The 15,576-nt window shown below is 64.1% G+C and carries 11 protein-coding genes; 4 read left to right on the top strand and 7 right to left on the bottom strand.

What is annotated here, in order from left to right; translation table 11 throughout:
• Positions 1-14: 14 nt before the first annotated feature.
• On the top strand, positions 15-329 hold the full coding sequence (gene hmuQ, locus NKH22_RS00525) for a heme-degrading protein HmuQ (RefSeq protein WP_023681734.1): 315 nt from the start codon (positions 15-17) through the stop codon (positions 327-329).
• 45 nt (positions 330-374) lie between these two features.
• Here hmuQ and NKH22_RS00520 read toward each other — a convergent pair whose 3' ends face one another.
• Both NKH22_RS00520 and putA read right to left on the bottom strand, forming a co-directional pair.
• Positions 375-1,439 carry a glycosyltransferase gene (locus tag NKH22_RS00520; protein ID WP_352908667.1) on the bottom strand — a complete coding sequence of 355 codons (1,065 nt, stop codon included), beginning with the start codon at positions 1,437-1,439 and terminating at the stop codon, positions 375-377.
• 87 nt (positions 1,440-1,526) lie between these two features.
• Positions 1,527-5,135 (bottom strand): bifunctional proline dehydrogenase/L-glutamate gamma-semialdehyde dehydrogenase PutA, encoded by a 3,609-nt coding sequence (putA, locus tag NKH22_RS00515; protein WP_023815476.1) that lies wholly within the window; start codon positions 5,133-5,135, stop codon positions 1,527-1,529.
• Positions 5,136-5,300: 165 nt separating this feature from the next.
• On the opposite strand from putA, the gene NKH22_RS00510 reads away from it, so the two are divergent.
• On the top strand, positions 5,301-5,753 hold the full coding sequence (locus NKH22_RS00510; protein WP_023681737.1) for an Lrp/AsnC family transcriptional regulator: 453 nt from the start codon (positions 5,301-5,303) through the stop codon (positions 5,751-5,753).
• Position 5,754: 1 nt separating this feature from the next.
• Here NKH22_RS00510 and NKH22_RS00505 read toward each other — a convergent pair whose 3' ends face one another.
• Together NKH22_RS00505 and NKH22_RS00500 are read right to left on the bottom strand one after the other, a co-directional pair.
• The gene (locus NKH22_RS00505; protein ID WP_027050313.1) at positions 5,755-6,954 is read right to left on the bottom strand and encodes a cytochrome-c peroxidase; all 1,200 of its coding nucleotides are present in this window, start codon (positions 6,952-6,954) and stop codon (positions 5,755-5,757) included.
• Positions 6,955-6,958: 4 nt separating this feature from the next.
• On the bottom strand, positions 6,959-7,402 hold the full coding sequence (locus tag NKH22_RS00500) for a FixH family protein (protein ID WP_352908974.1): 444 nt from the start codon (positions 7,400-7,402) through the stop codon (positions 6,959-6,961).
• A gap of 152 nt (positions 7,403-7,554) precedes the next feature.
• On the opposite strand from NKH22_RS00500, the gene NKH22_RS00495 reads away from it, so the two are divergent.
• The gene (locus tag NKH22_RS00495; RefSeq protein WP_352908666.1) at positions 7,555-8,475 is read left to right on the top strand and encodes a sugar kinase; all 921 of its coding nucleotides are present in this window, start codon (positions 7,555-7,557) and stop codon (positions 8,473-8,475) included.
• Positions 8,476-8,479: 4 nt separating this feature from the next.
• Here the strand turns inward: NKH22_RS00495 and NKH22_RS00490 are convergent, their stop codons facing one another.
• From NKH22_RS00490 to NKH22_RS00480, 3 genes are all read right to left on the bottom strand, one after another.
• A complete protein-coding gene (locus NKH22_RS00490; RefSeq protein ID WP_352908972.1) occupies positions 8,480-9,505 on the bottom strand; it encodes an aldose epimerase family protein in 1,026 nt (341 codons plus the stop codon).
• 189 nt (positions 9,506-9,694) lie between these two features.
• Positions 9,695-11,152 carry an NAD-dependent succinate-semialdehyde dehydrogenase gene (locus tag NKH22_RS00485; RefSeq protein WP_352908664.1) on the bottom strand — a complete coding sequence of 486 codons (1,458 nt, stop codon included), beginning with the start codon at positions 11,150-11,152 and terminating at the stop codon, positions 9,695-9,697.
• A 251-nt stretch (positions 11,153-11,403) separates the two neighbouring features.
• Complete coding sequence (locus tag NKH22_RS00480; RefSeq protein ID WP_023833822.1) at positions 11,404-12,354, bottom strand: AEC family transporter; 951 nt, start codon at positions 12,352-12,354, stop codon at positions 11,404-11,406.
• A gap of 145 nt (positions 12,355-12,499) precedes the next feature.
• Between NKH22_RS00480 and NKH22_RS00475 the strand changes: the two genes are divergently transcribed.
• Positions 12,500-15,550: a caspase family protein gene (locus tag NKH22_RS00475; RefSeq protein WP_352908663.1), complete on the top strand. Its 3,051-nt coding sequence runs from the start codon at positions 12,500-12,502 to the stop codon at positions 15,548-15,550.
• Positions 15,551-15,576 lie beyond the last annotated feature (26 nt).

Here is a 15,576-nt window from a genome sequence, read left to right as displayed (position 1 = left end):
TCGAGAGGAAGCCAATGTACATCGCCATGAACCGCTTCAAGGTCCAGAATGGCTCGGAGACCGCCTTCGAGGATGTCTGGAAGAACCGCGATTCGAGCCTCTCGGAGATGAAAGGCTTCAGGGAATTCCACTTGCTGCGCGGCCCGGTCAACGAGGCCGAGGGTTACACGCTGTTTGCCTCGCACACGGTGTGGGCAAGCCATGAGGATTTCGTCGCCTGGACCAAATCCGAGAATTTTCGCGCCGCCCATCGCAACACCGGCACCTCGAAGGTGCATTATCTCGGCCATCCGCAGTTCGAAGGCTTTTCGGTCGTCGAAGGGGCCTGATTGAGATTTCACCCGTCGACGAGATCTGACGACGGGCAGATGCCGTCAGGTTCCGGTTGAATTCCGGCCGCCCAGTCGCCGAAGCCACTGGGCAATGTGCAGGCGCAGCCGCCGCCAGGGCTGTCCGCGTGTCAGGTAGCGCGCCAACCGCGGATCACCGGCCAACTCCGGGAACTGGCTCACATGCTGCGTCAGGAATGCAGGTATGAAATTGCGCCCGTTGAGATCGCTGAGCCAGGCAGAATTCGCCAGCAAATAGTCTGCGGCATCCGCCGCCAACACGCTCCTGTAGCTCCTGTATGCAGGCGTTTGCCGCACATTGCCGCCAGCAAAGGCAGTTCCGGTGGACAGGTTGGAGCCATGCAGGCGATAGAGCCCGAGACCTTCTGACAGGATGAGGCTGCCGCCGGCCTGGTGCGCGAGTGTCGCCGTCAGATAATCCGTCCCGACCTTGGCCTTGAACGGGAAGGACAATACCGGTTCCAGCGCGCCACGCCGGTACATGATCGCCGAGCATTGCGACCACAGCCAGCCCGTCACCGCAGGTGCGAAATAGGTTACCGGATGCTCCGATGCGTAGGCGATCCCAGGCGCCATGCCGGCAAGCCAGCCACCGGGCGCGATGGCGACGCCGCTGCGATCCGCTCCGGAGCGCGGTTTGCGCAAGGCAAGGAAGGTGCCGCCCAGCAACGTGCCGTCGCCATCGACAAGGAACACATCGGAACTCGAGAGAGCGGCCGAATGCGTCGTGTTGAGATGGGCGGACAGATGCGCGAGGAGAAAATCTGGCAGCCACACGTCATCGGCGTCGAGAAACGCGACGAAGGGCGCGTCGGTTGCGGCAAAGCCGCCGCGGAATCCCGCGGTCTGGCCGCCATTCTCCGTGCGCGCCAACAGGCGCAGGCGCGGATCGTCTATATCCCTTAGAAGCTGTCGGACATGGTCGGCCGAGCCGTCCGTCGAGGCATCGTCGACGATGACGCATTCCCAATTCCGGTAGGTCTGCGCAAGCACCGAGCGGATCGCCTGTTCGACGTACGGCCGATAGTTGAAGCAAGTGATGACCACCGCCACGCGCGGCAGCTCAAACGGTCGGGACGTGTCTTCCATCTGTTCGGCTGCCCCGCTCGAGTTGCTCTCTGTCCCTTGCGCATACCCTTGCAACCCGACGCAGGCAAGCGAGCCGCGAAAAGCCCCCTAGGCCGCCGCGAGCAGGCTGGCATTGCCGCCGGCAGCCGTGGTGTCGACGCAGACAGCGCGTTCATGCGCATAGGCCGCCGGGTTGAGCACCTCGCTGACCAGCGGCACGATCGGCCCGCTGCGGTCGGCAATGACCTTGCGCACGATCCGCGCCGCCTCGGGCCTGCCCGAGAAGGCGACGACATCGACGCGCAGCGAACGCGCTTCGACTGGGTCTGGCCGACCGTCTATGGCCGCCAGCGGCAACCCCTTGCCGGTCAGCGCCGACAGTGCTGCCGGCGCGCCCGGCGCCACGGCCAGCACCGCATTGCCGGCGGCCAGCGCCTGGATCGTCTGGGCAAGCAGCGTTTCGGCGTCCGGACCGAGGCACAGCACCCGGCCGCGCGGCGACAGCGACAGCGTGTTGGCCTCGCCGGTCGGTCCGGGCAGGTCGACCTGGCCGAAATCGATGGCGGCTGCAGCGCCGATGGCTGCAGCGCCCTTGCCACGCAAATGCTTTCTCAAGATGGCGATGCGATCCGGCCGCGTCGACCAGCCGCCAAGCGTCGGATCGGGCAGATTGTCGGCGAGTTCGGTCGCAGTCACCTTGTGGCCCTCGGCAATCTCCGTGCCCGCCTCCGGCCCTTTGCGGAACCGCCGGAGATAATGCGGCCCGCCGGCCTTCGGCCCGGTGCCCGAAAGCCCCTCGCCGCCAAAGGGCTGCGAACCGACGACGGCGCCGATCTGGTTGCGGTTGACATAGATGTTGCCGGCATGGATGCCGTCGACGAAATGCTGGGCGCGGCCTTCTATGCGGGTGTGCAGGCCGAAGGTCAGGCCATAGCCCTTGCGGTTGATGGCGGCGATGACGGCGTCGATCCCGTCGGCGTCGAAGCTGGCGACATGCAGCACCGGGCCGAACACTTCGCGCTCCATCTCCTCGATGCCTTTGACCCGGAACACATGCGGCGCAACGAAGCGGCCGTCCTTCGGTGCTTCGAGTTTGGCAATCAACCGGCCCTGCAGCCCCATCTTGGTGCAATACTCGCGGATCGATTCCTGCGCCTCGTCATCGATGACCGGCCCGACATCGGTCGAAATCTGCCAGGGATCGCCGATGGTGAGCGCTTCCATGGCGCCCTTCAGCATCTCCAGCATCTTCTTCTCGACATCCTTCTGCACGTAGAGCACGCGCAGCGCCGAACAGCGCTGACCCGCACTCTGGAAGGCGGATGCCAGAATGTCGCGCACCGCCTGTTCGGGCAGTGCTGTGGAATCGACGATCATGGCATTGAGACCGCCGGTCTCCGCGATCAGCATGGCGTCGGGCGCGGCTGTCTCGGCCAGTTGCTTCTCGATCAGCTTTGCAACCTCGGTCGAGCCGGTGAAGCATACGCCGGCAATGCGCGGATCCGCAGTTAGCGGTCCGCCGACCGACGGACCGTCGCCCGGCAGAAGCTGGATGACATCTTCCGGCACGCCGGCCTCGCGCAGCAGCTCGACGGCGCGGAAGGCGATCAGCGGGGTCTGTTCGGCTGGCTTGGCGATGACCGAATTGCCGGTGACGAGCGCTGCCGCGATCTGGCCGGTGAAGATGGCGAGCGGGAAATTCCACGGCGAAATGCACACGATCGCGCCGCGCGCCTCGGTGCCCGCTTCGTTGTTGGCCGCTTCGGCAGCGTAGTAGCGCAGGAAGTCGACGGCTTCGCGCACTTCAGCCACGCCGTCGGCCAGCGACTTGCCGGCTTCCCTTGTAGCCAGCGCGAAAAACTCGACCGCATTGGCCTCATAGAGGTCGGCGGCGCGGTTGAGGATGGCGGCGCGCTCGGCAACGGGACGCTTCGCCCAGGACGGCTGCGCTTCCACAGCAAAGCGCACCGCGGTCGCGACCTGCTTGGCAGCGGCTTCGGCGACCGTGCCGACGATCTCGGCAGGCTTTGCCGGATTGACCACCGGGCGCTGCTTGCCGTAGCCGGCGGCGCGCGTCATCGGCTTGGCATGCCAGCGCTCGGGCCCGGCAAAGGCCGCCTTGGCCTTGTCGATCGCCGCCAGCGTCACCGGATCGGTGATGTCGAACCCCTTCGAGTTGCGCCGACCAGCGCCGAAGATCGTCGCAGGACGAGCGATTGCCGGATTGGCGGCGGGGCCCTGGCTCTCGACCGTCTCGAGCGGATCGCGCGCAATATCCTCCGGCTCGACGTCCTCGTCGGTGAGCTGATGGACGAAGGAGGAGTTGGCGCCATTCTCCAGCAGGCGGCGAACCAGATAGGCCAAGAGGTCGGAGTGCGCGCCGACCGGCGCATAGATGCGGCAGCGCGTGCCTTCGGCCCGGCGCACCGTCTCATGCAGCGCTTCGCCCATGCCGTGCAGGCGCTGGAATTCGAAAGCGTCACGGTTGTCAGCCATCGACAGGATGGCGGCGACGGTATGGGCATTGTGCGTGGCGAATTGCGGATAGATACGGTCGGTCATGCCAAGCAGCTTCCTAGCGCAGGCCATATAGGAAACATCGGTGTTGGCCTTGCGGGTGAAGACGGGGTAGCCGGAAAGCCCCAGCGTCTGCGCCCGCTTGATCTCGGTGTCCCAATAGGCGCCCTTGACCAGCCGCACCATGATGTTGCGGTCGTACTTTTTCGCCAGCGCATAGAGCCAGTCGATTGTGAAGGCCGCGCGCGGGCCGTAGGCCTGGACGACGACGCCAAAGCCGTTCCAGCCGGCAAGCTCCGGCTCAGCCAGCACGCGCTCGATGACATCGAGCGACAGGTCGAGCCGGTCGGCCTCCTCGGCGTCGATGTTGAGGCCCATGCGCGAATGGCGTGCGGCCAGCGCCAGCGACAGCAGCCGCTCGGCCATCACCGGCAGCATCTTTTCCTTCTGTGCCTCTTCATAGCGCGGATGCAGCGCCGACAGTTTGACCGAGATGCCGTGGTTCTGGCGGATATCGGGACCGTTGGAGCCTGAATCCAGCGAGGAGATCGCGTCGGCATAGGCCTTGAGGTAGCGCAGCGCATCGGCCTCGGTGCGGGCGGCCTCGCCCAGCATGTCGAAGGAATAGAGATAACCTTTCTGGATCATCGACTTGCCGCGCTTGACGGCTTCCGCAATGGTGCGGCCGAGCACGAACTGCTCGCCCATTTCGCGCATGGCGGCGGCGACCGCCTTGCGGATCACCGGTTCGCCCAGCCGGCGAACCATCGAGCGCAGCGTGCCTTCAATGCCGCCCTCGCCTTCGTCGAGCACACGGCCGGTCAGCATCAGCGCCCAGGTCGAGGCGTTGACGAAGATCGAGCTCGAACCGCCCGAATGCGCCGACCAGTCATGCGGTGCGATCTTGTCGGCGATCAGGTCGTCCATGGTCTCGGTGTCAGGCACGCGCAGCAGTGCCTCGGCCAGGCACATGAGCGCCACTCCTTCCTTGGTGGAGAGGCCGTAGGCCGAGAGAAAAACCTCCATCAGCCGCGGGTCGGACGAGCCGCGCACCGCGCGCACCAGATCCGCGGCACGGGCCGAGACGGCTTTGCGGTCATCGGCCGAAAGTTCTGTCGCCGCAGCCAGCCGCTTCACAGCCGCGTCTTCGTCGGGCAGGTAGTTGGCGCGGATCTGCTGGCGGATGGTGTCGAGCGGCATGGCGGTCCCTGCGGAGCAAGCATCTGGGAGCGGGCCGGCGGTCGCCGGACCGAATGGCGCAAGCTAGCACAGAGCCGCATTTTCGGCCGGTCCAAAGAAATCGACATGGCAGGCCGAATGATCTATCATTGCGGCTCAATTGTTATCAGATGGGCTGTGATATCCGTGACAGAAGACCAATTGGACCGCATCGACAGAAACATCCTGTCGGCGCTGGCGCGCGACGGGCGGCTGTCCATGTCGGAACTGGCCGGCAAGGTCGGCCTGTCGAAGACGCCGGTGCAGGCGCGGGTGAAGCGCCTGGAGAAGGACGGCTATATCAGGGGCTATCAGGCGATCATCGATCGCGAGCGCATGGGCGAAGGTCATGTCGCCTTCGTCCAGGTCAAACTGTCGGACACACGCTCGGCCGCGCTCGATGCTTTCAATCGCGCGGTGCAGGCCGTGCCGGAGATCGAGCAGTGCCACATGATGGCGTCGAGCTTCGATTATCTTCTGAAGGTCCGCACCACGGACATCGCCGCCTATCGCCGTGTCCTCGGCGAGCGCATCTCGGCATTGCCGCATGTTGCGCAGACTTCAACCTTCGTGGCCATGGAGACGGTGAAGGATCGCTGACTCACTCCGACAGCGTCTTCAAAAACGCCACCAGCGCCGCGCGTTCGCGGTCCGACAGTTGCAGCGGGTGGACCTCGGAGGTGCCCTCGACGCTCGCCTCCGCCTTCGCATAGTGCGCCACCACCTCCTCCAGCGTGGAGAACTGTCCGGCATGCATATAGGGCGGCCGTGTCGCCGCGCCCCGCAGCGACGGCGTCTTGTAGGCGCGCATCAGTTCGGGTGCTGCCTTGACGATGAAGCGCAGCTCGCCGCAGGCGCCGGCGTCGCCATCGCGGAAGGCGCCGAAGCAGTTGAATGGGTCGGCCTGAACCTGGGCCACCGCATCGAAACGGCCGCGATCCAATGGCAAATCCCTGACCGGCGGCACGCCGGTGTTGTGGAAAGCGTTGTCGGTGAAGCGCGGGCCGTTATGGCAGGTGACGCAATTGGCCTTGCCGATGAACAGTTTCAGCCCGAGCATCTCCTCCGGCGAAAAGGCATCGTCGGCTTTCGGCTTGGCGCCTGACGCAAGATCGATGGCAAAGCGGTCAAAGCGCGTCTGTGCCGGTTCGACCGACCGTTCGAAGGCGGCGATCGCCTTGCCGATGTTGGAAAAGACGCGGTTGACGTCGTCCATTTCCGCCGCGGTCATTGCCTTCCATGCCGCCTGCTCGGCCTCGTTGCCGAGCGGGCTGGCGTTGGCCGGCACGGCGGAAAGATCCGGCAGTGGCCCGAAGATGCGCTCGTAGCGCGCACCAAAGCGCTTCTGGATGTAATGGGCGAAGGCGGCGCGGTTCCCCGCCTGCTCAAGCGGGTTTTCCAGCGGCGTCAGCGCCTGCGCCCACAGGCTGTCGCGCCGTCCATCCCAGAAGAACCACGGATTGCGGGCAATGCCGGCCAGCGGCATCGAGCGCCTGTTGGTTCGGCCGACGCCGACGGATTGCGGCAGGTCATCCTGGAACTGCCGGTCGATCTTGTGGCAGGTCGAGCAGGATACGTTCCCGTCACGGCTCATCCCCTGGTCGAAGAACAGAGTGGAGCCCAAGGCGGCGGCGGCCGGCACGTCGGCGAAGCGGTTGGTGGTGTCTGGTTTGAGCGCCGGCAAGGTGTTCAGCGCCAGCGAAGCGATGGTCTTCTTCTCGGCATCGGAAAAGTCCGGCTTGCCGCAGCCGGCAACGAGCAAAACCGCAGCCAAGGCCAGAAGGCGCAACAGGCGGTTCATCCGCTCACAGCACCACGTTGAAGACGACCGTGTCGGAACCGGCCGCCGCCGAAATGGCGAAGCGCAACTGCCACACGCCGCTCATGGTGAATTTCAGCCCCTCGATCCGGTAGCGCCCCTCGCCAAGATAGTCGGTCGCCTGCGGACTGGTCGGCAAGCCGTGATTGTGCTGCGGCATGCCGCCGGACACCGAGATCGCCGCACCTTCCACGGAATCGCCGTTGACCGTCTTCAGGGTCAGCAACCAGGATTGCAGTTCGCCTTGCCGGATAACGCCGCGTTCCGGCTGAATGCTGGCGACAAACAAGCCGTTCGCCGTCTTCTTCGAGCGCGAAATATCCGGGCCCGGCGCCGACTGCGGCGCGGTCAGATAGACGATCGCCAATATGCCAGCCAGCAAGGCGGCCAGACCAACGCCCGCAAGAAGATAACGCCATATCGATGCCAAACCGGTTCCTCTTCTGGGCATAACGTCTCGGGAAGCAATTCGCGTCCCCGCTTCTGTGGGAAAACGCTTCTGGCGCAAAAAACCGCCGCCGCCAAGCATGGCGCTGCCGGCCGCAAAAAGCTACAGCAGCGAACTGATCCGGAGACAGATACATGGCAGCAGACGGCGTCGCTTCGATCGGTGAATGCATGCTCGAACTGTCCGGCCAGGCCGGGCCGAACTGGCGCATGGGCTTTGCCGGCGACACGTTCAACACGTTGTGGGCGCTGCATGCGCTGAGCGGCGAGCGGTCGGCGACCTATGTCTCCGCCTTCGGCGACGATCCGTTTTCGCAGGGCCAGATTTCGTTCTTCGCCGAAAACGGCATCGGCATCGGCGCCAGCCCGGTCATCCCAGGCGCGCGGCCCGGCCTCTACGCCATCACCTTGACCGGCGCCGAACGCGCCTTCACCTACTGGCGCAGCGACGCGGCGGCCAGGCGGCTCGCCTCGGACCCGGCCGCCTTGGCAAAAAGCCTTGAAAACCAGGCTCTTGTGTATTTTTCCGGAATCACTTTGGCAATTCTGGATGCCGCCGCGCGCAAGACGTTGCTGGCGGAAGTGTCCAAGGCGCGGGCTGCCGGTTCGCTCGTCGCCTTCGACCCCAACTACCGGCCGCGCCTGTGGCAGAGCCGCGAGGAGGCGCAAGCCGCGATCCTCGACGCGCTTGCCGTCACCGACATCGCGCTGCCGACCTTTCCCGACGAGCAGATGCTGTTTGGCGACACGGCATCGCAAGCGACCGCCGAGCGGTTCGGAAAACTGGTCGGCGAAGTCGTCGTCAAGAATGGCGAGGAACCCGCGCTGATCGCCACTGGCGGAGCCCTGCAGCCGGTTCCGGCCCAGCATGTGGCCACCCCGGTCGACACCACCGGCGCCGGCGATTCCTTCAATGGCGGCTATCTCGCCGCCCGGCTTGCCGGCCATGCCCCGGCGGATGCCGTGCAGCGCGCGCATCGCGTCGCCGCCGCTGTCGTGCAGGTGCGAGGCGCGCTGGCGCCGTTCGAGGTTCTAAGAACCGCTTTCGAGGGCTAAGACCTTAGGGAAGCCTGAAACGATATTCCGTCACCTGATGATAGATCTGGCCCGGCCACAGCGTGGCCTGTGGGAAATAGGGCCGGTTCGGCGCGTCGGGCCAGGTCTGCGCTTCCAGGCAAAAGCCGGAAAACGCCTTGTAGCGCCGTCCGTCCAGGCCGCCCGAGGTCGGCGCGACATACTGGCCGGTGTAAAGCTGCAGGCCAGGCTCTGTGGTCCAGACCTCCATCTCGACGCCGGAATTGGCGCCTTGCGCCCACGCCACCTGGTGAAGCAGGCCCCGGGCTGACGCCAGGCAAAAATTGACGTCGTAGGGAAGCTGCTCGCCTTCCGTTTCCATGCGCAGCGGCCGCGCCTGGCGGAAGTCGAAGGGCGTGCCGTCGACAGGTTTGACCACGCCGGTCGGGATCATCTCGCCATCGATCGGCGTATAGGCGCCGGCATTCAGCATCAGCCGGTGGTCGAGAATGTCACCGGCGCCGCCATCGTCGAGATTGAAATAGGAATGCTGCGCCAGATTGCACAGCGTCGGCTCCTCGCAAGTGGCGGTCAGTTCCATCGAGAGCGTGCCGGGAATCTTCAGCCGGTAGGTGCAGGTGACGTCGAGCGCGCCGGGAAAGCCCATCGTGCCCTCGGGATCGTGCAGGGTCAGCGTGACAAAATCCCGGCCGTGCAGCGAAACCGTCCACGGCCGGTGGAAGAAGCCCTCCGAGCCGCCATGCAGCGTGTGCTTGCCGAGGAAATTGCGCTCGGTCTGGTAGCGCTGGCCGGCAATGGTGAAGCGGCCGTCGCGGATGCGGTTGGCATAGCGGCCGACGACCGCGCCGAAGAAGGCCCGGTCAGTCTCGTAAGGCTCGAAGCGATCGTAGCCCAGCACCAGCGGCGCATCGTGGCCGGCGAGCCGCAGATCCTGGATGATTGCGCCGAGCCCGATGATGTTGGCGCTGATGCCGCCGCCCCGGATGGTGAAACGGCGAACGGATTCGCCTGCCTGCGTCGTGCCGAAGACTTCGCCGTCCTTCATCGCTATGTCCAAATGCTAATTCGTCGATCTATCGACTTAGAGCAATTCCAGGAAAAGTGTGAAACGGTTTTCCGTCCGGAATTGCAAAAAACAAAGAACTGGAGCGGTTCGGCGATTCCGTGAAACGCTGAACCGCTCCAGTCCGGCTGAATGTCGTCTGGCAAGGGCAGGCGCGCGGCCTGCCCCGTCAATGATTTAGAGGCCGAGACCCCCGATGCAGACATATTTGGTGTCGAGGTAATCCTCGATGCCCTGGTGTCCGCCTTCCTTGCCGAGGCCCGATTCCTTGACGCCGCCGAACGGCGCTTCCGGCGTGGTGATCAGGCCTTCATTGACGCCGACCATGCCGTATTTCAGGCCTTCCATGACCCGGAAGGCGCGGCCGAGATCGCCGGTATAGAAATAGGCGGCCAGGCCGAACTCGGTGTCGTTGGCGAGTGCAATGGCTTCCTCCTCGGTCTCGAACTTGAACACCGGGGCGATCGGGCCAAAAATCTCTTCCTTCATGAAGCGCATGTCAGGCTTCGCATCGGCGATGACGGTCGGCTGGAAGAATGAGCCGCCAAGCGCGTGGCGCTTGCCGCCGGCAACGACCTTGCCGCCCTTCGACGTGGCGTCGGCGATGAATTCCTCTACCTTCTCGACCGCCTTCACGTCGATCAGCGGTCCCTGCTGCACGCCCTCTTCCAGGCCCGAGCCAACCTTCAGCGCATTGCTGGCAGCGGCCAGCTTCTCGACAAACTTGTCGTAGATGCCGGCCTGCACCAGGAAGCGGTTGGTGCACACGCAGGTCTGGCCTGAATTGCGGTATTTGGCGGTGATGGCGCCGGCGACGGCGCGATCGAGGTCGGCATCGTCGAAGACCACGAACGGCGCATTGCCGCCGAGTTCCATCGAGACCTTCTTGACGGTGACGGACGACTTCTGAATCAGCAGCTTGCCGATCTCGGTCGAGCCGGTGAAGGTGATCTTCGACACCAGCGGATTGGCGCAGATCTCGTCGCCGACTTCGCCGGCAGCACCCGTCAGGATGTTGATGACGCCCTTGGGGAAGCCGACTTCCTCGGCGAGCGCGCCCCATGCAAGGCCGGAATACGGCGTCTGCGAGGCCGGCTTGACCACGGCGGTGCAGCCGGCGGCAAGCGCGGGGCCAAGCTTGCGGGCAAGCATTGAGGAGGGGAAATTCCACGGCGTGATGGCGGCAATGACGCCGACCGGCTCCTTGGTCACCAGGATGCGGCGATCGCCCCATGGCGATGGCACGACATCGCCATAGGTGCGGCGGCCTTCCTCGGCAAACCACATGATATAGGCGGCGGCCGAACCGATCTCGCCCTTGGATTCGGCGAGCGACTTGCCCTGCTCGATGGTGAGCAGTTCGGCCAGCACATCCTGATTGTCCATCATCGCGTCATGCAGCTTGCGCAACAGCTTCGAGCGCTCAAGCGCGGTCGTCTTGCGCCAGGTCTTGAAGGCTTCGCTTGCGGCTTCGATGGCGCGGCGGGTTTCCGCCTTGCCCGACTTCGGCACGGTGCCGATCTTGAGACCGGTGGCCGGGTTGTTGACGTCGACCGTCTGGCCGCTGTCGGCCTGCACCCATTCGCCGTTGATGAGATTGGCCTGGCGCATGAAATGGCTGGTTTTCTGCAGCATGGTCTAGCCTCCGTTCGGCGCACTGACGGGCCGGTTTCCTGGATCTCTTGAACGAGCGTGCACAATGGCGGCGGAGCCGACACGCTGAAGCCAATGCTCTTTACCTAGGGCAAGCCCGGCAAGCAATTGCAAGATGGCATATAGGCTTTGGGCCAGCCCAACGCCAGAGAAAATTCACATGTAAATTAGTTTGGGCCGCAGCCTTGTCAAAGACCAGCCTTGCCAAAGACCAGCCTTACAGAAGACCAAGCCTACCCAAAGACATGCACCACCACCGTCAGCCAAAAGGCGGTTGTAACAACCGCGCTTGCCGTGGCGATGGTCATCTGGTTCGACGCCAGCGCCTGGCCGGTGTTGAACTGCACGGCGATGAGATAGGAATTGATGCCGGACGGCAGCGCCGCCACCACGACCGCAACTTTGGCCGTCAAGGGCGGCAGGCCAAACAGCCAGACCAGGCCGAGCACCAGCGCCGGCATCAGGAACAGTTTCAGCGTCGACAGCGCCAGCGCCGGTCGGATGTTACCGGAAATGCCGAAACGGCGCAGGCTGAGCCCCATGGCGAACAGCGCCACCGGCCCGGCGGTGTTAGCCAGCGCATCGGCCAGTCGCATGGCAAGGTTCGGCAGCGGCGCGCCGGTGAGGCGCCATGCCAGCCCGGCCAGGATGCCGATGATCAACGGATTGGTGAACAGTCTTCTCAGAAAGCTCTGGATGATGCGCAGCGGGTGTACGGGCTCGCTGACGCCGCGGCCAAATATCTCGAACATGATGATCGAAGCCATCATCATGGTCGGCAGATGCACGGAAACGAGCAGCGACAGCACTTCGAATCCGCTGGACCCGAATACGCCGAGAACGAAGGGAATGCCCAGCAACACCACATTCGAGAAGGATGACGACACTCCACCGACGATGCCGGTGCGCGCGTCCCGCCCAAAGATCCGTGTCGTCACCAGATGGCCGGCGGCCCATGTCATTGCAACCGCCGCGAAATAAGCACCCCACAGCGACCAGGGCGCCACGCCGTGGAAATCCGAATTCACCATCGTCCGAAACAGCAGCAGCGGCATCGCGACGTTGATGGCGAATTCGGAGATGCCGTCCCCGCTGGCCGGTTTCAGATAGCCGGTGAGCCCGGTGACATAGCCGAGCGCGACGAGGCTGAAGACGAAAAGAACGGTTTCGGTGAGCGGAGACATTTTTCAGGGATAGGCGAGCCCGGATTCCAGCGCAATCGCCATGATCTTCAGAAACCGCTCCTCGATCCGCCCGGCGCCTGAATTTGATCATGGTCGGGTGGCAGCGCTATACAGGCTTGGGATCATCAGGGCGGACACACAGCGAATGGTTGCGACGCCGAAACAGCGTCATTTCAGACGGGAGTGGCTGGTCAGACAAGTGTGGCTGGTCAGACAGGGGTGGCTTGCGGGTTTCGTCGCTATACTGCTTTGCCTTGGCGTATCTGAGGCCCAGGCCGCCGAGACCAAAAGTCTCAAGGGCGTGGCGCTGATCATCGGCCAGTCGAAATACGAACACATCGCAGCCCTTGCCAACCCGGCCAACGACGCCCGCGACATGGCCAAGATGCTGACCGACCTCGGCTTCGACGCCCGCAACGTCACCGATCGCGATGCCGCCAAGCTGAAGCGCGATCTCGATCGGTTTGTCGAGGACGCCGAAGGCGCCGACGTCGCCTTCATCTATTATTCCGGCCACGGCATCGAGGCGGGCGGCGAGAATTATCTGGTGCCGGTCGATGCCGACGTCTCGTCGTTGAAAAATGCCGGTGAGGCGCTGGTGCCGATTTCAGCCGTCATGGACGAGCTGAAAAAGACCGTGCCGGTGACGATCGTGCTGCTTGACGCCTGCCGCACCAACCCGTTTCCGCCGGACGCGGTCGTGCGCCGCGGGCCGACGGCTTCCGCCGAGCCTGTCGGCGCCGGTGGGCTGGAGCCGGTGCGCGGCGCCAAGGCCCTCGCCGATGCCTCAGTGGATGATGCCAGCCTGGGAACCGTCGTCGGCTTCGCCGCCGAGCCGGGCCGACCCGCGCTTGATGGCGCAGCCGGCGAAAACAGCCCCTACGCCGCCGCCCTGCTGCGCCACCTCACCGCGATGAAAGGCACGGAATTCGGCTCGGTAATGCGCATGGTCACCGAGGAGGTCTATCTCGACACCAAGGCAAAGCAGCGACCTTGGGTCAGCGAGAGCCTGCGTCGCCTGCTCTATTTCGGCGTCGCGCCGCCGGAACCGACCGGCGACGACGGGCTGATCACCGGTGAGCGGCGGCAATTGCTGCTGACCATTTCCGACCTGCCCGATCCCAAGCGGGCTCAGGTGGAGTTGGCTTCTCTGCAGGACGGCGTGCCCCTTGACGCTCTCTACGGCGTGCTCAAGGCGCTCGGCACGGAAAAGATCCCGGAGGACCCGAACGACCTGCAGAAGGTGCTGGACAGCCAGGCCGAGCGTCTGAAGAAGATGATGGCCGAGCGCGCCGCGCTGCGCACCGACGATCCTGAGATCAGTCGCCTCGTCGCATCCGCCGACAAAGCCATCGGCCAGGGCGCCATGGTGACGGCGCGCAAATTCCTCGACGACGCGGTCGGCCGGATCGAGGAAAACAGCGGTGCGGTCGACGAGGCCGAGGACCTGCTCCGGCAAAAGCGCATCGCCGACGCCGCCATCTATGCCAAACGCGCCGACGCCGCCGCGCTGGTCTTCGACTACAAATCCGCCGCCAACGACTATGCCAAGGCGTATTCGCTGGTCGAGAAGTGGGACGAAAAGCTGCGCTGGAACTACAAGAACCAGGAGGCCGAGGCGTTGAACGCTCATGGCTACGCCACCGGCGACCTCGATGCACTACAACAGTCCATCGAGGCCTATCATGTCATCTTGAACTTCATTCCCAATGGCGAACAGAGCCGCGATTGGGCAATCACTCGCAACAACATGGCGGTCGTGCTGCAAACCATCGGCGAACGCGAAACCGAGACCGCGCATCTGGAAGAGGCAGCGCAGATCTTCCGCGGTTCGCTTGCCGTTTTCGAGCGCGAGAAAGATGATCGCAACTGGGCCGCTGCGCAGAACAACCTGGCCAATGTGCTGCTTAAGATCGGCGAACGCGAAAGCGACCCCAAGCGCCTGAACGATGCGGTGGCGGCAATGCGCGCCACGCTGGAGAAGCGCCCGCGCGACAAGCTGCCTTTGGACTGGGCCTCTTCGCAGAACAATCTTGGCCTCGCCCTCTATGCGCTCTCCGAACGCGAACCCACCGGCGAGCATCTGAAGCAGGCCGAAGCCGCCTACCGGCTCGCGCTCGAGGAGTACACGCGCGAAAAAATGCCGGTAGAATGGGCGATGATCGAGAACAATCTCGGCAACACGCTGGTCACGCTTGGCATCCAGCTCAACGACAAGGCCAAGATCAATGAGGCGGCCGACGCTTTCCGCGCCGCGCTGGAAGTGCGAACCCGCGAAACTTTCCCGGTGTCCTGGGCGACCAGCCGCCTCAACCTGGGCAATGCGCTGAGCGGTATCGCCCGCTTCGATATGGGCACGGCTACGCTCGAAGAAGCTGCTGCTGCCTATGACGACGCTCTGACGGTGTTTACCCGCAAGCGCTTCCCGATGGACTGGGCGTCAGCCCAGAACAATCTCGGCTCGATCTATCAGACGCTGGGCCAGCGCACGCGTGATGCGGCCAAGCTGGAACAGTCGGCGGCAGCCTTCCAGGCGGCACGGCAGGTCTATGTCAGGCGGAAGTTCCCGCAGGACTGGGCGATGAGCTACTACAATCTCGGCAACACGCTGCAGCTTCTCGGCGGCGTCACCGACAAGCCCGAGCATTACAGCGAGGCGGTCGACGCCTACGGCAATGCGTTGCGCGAGTACAAGCGCGAGACCAACCCGCGGCAATGGGCAATGGCCCAGGCCGGCCTGGGCTCGACGCTGCACTGGTTGAGCATGAGCAATGGCGATGCCAAGATGCTGCAGGATTCGATTGCGGCGCGGCGGGCAGCGCTCGAAATACTCACCATCGAGGCCGCGCCGGTCGACTGGGCCAACGCTCAAAATGGCCTCGGTATGAGCCTGCTCAATCTCGGCAATCTCCAGCGGACCGACAAATATCTCAACGACGCCGAAGCGGCGTTCACGGCGGCGCTGAAGGTGTTTACGCGCGAAAGTCAGCCGCTGCAGTGGGCCTTCGAGCAGAACAATATCGGCGACGTCCACTGGAACCGCGCCAGCTATGGCGCGGGCAAGCCGGAATATCTCAAGGCGATCGAATTCTTCGAGAACGCCAAGCAGGGCTTCACCGAAGCCGGCTACACGATCCCTATCCCGCTCACCGATCAGAAGATCGAGCTGGCGAAGAAGCAAATGGCGAAAATGTGAAGCGAACCGAGGGTTCGCCTTTCGCT

Source organism: Mesorhizobium sp. M1252 (assembly GCF_040318265.1).
In the GTDB taxonomy this organism is placed as follows: Bacteria; Pseudomonadota; Alphaproteobacteria; order Rhizobiales; family Rhizobiaceae; genus Mesorhizobium.
This window is presented reverse-complemented; position numbering and strand designations above follow the sequence as displayed.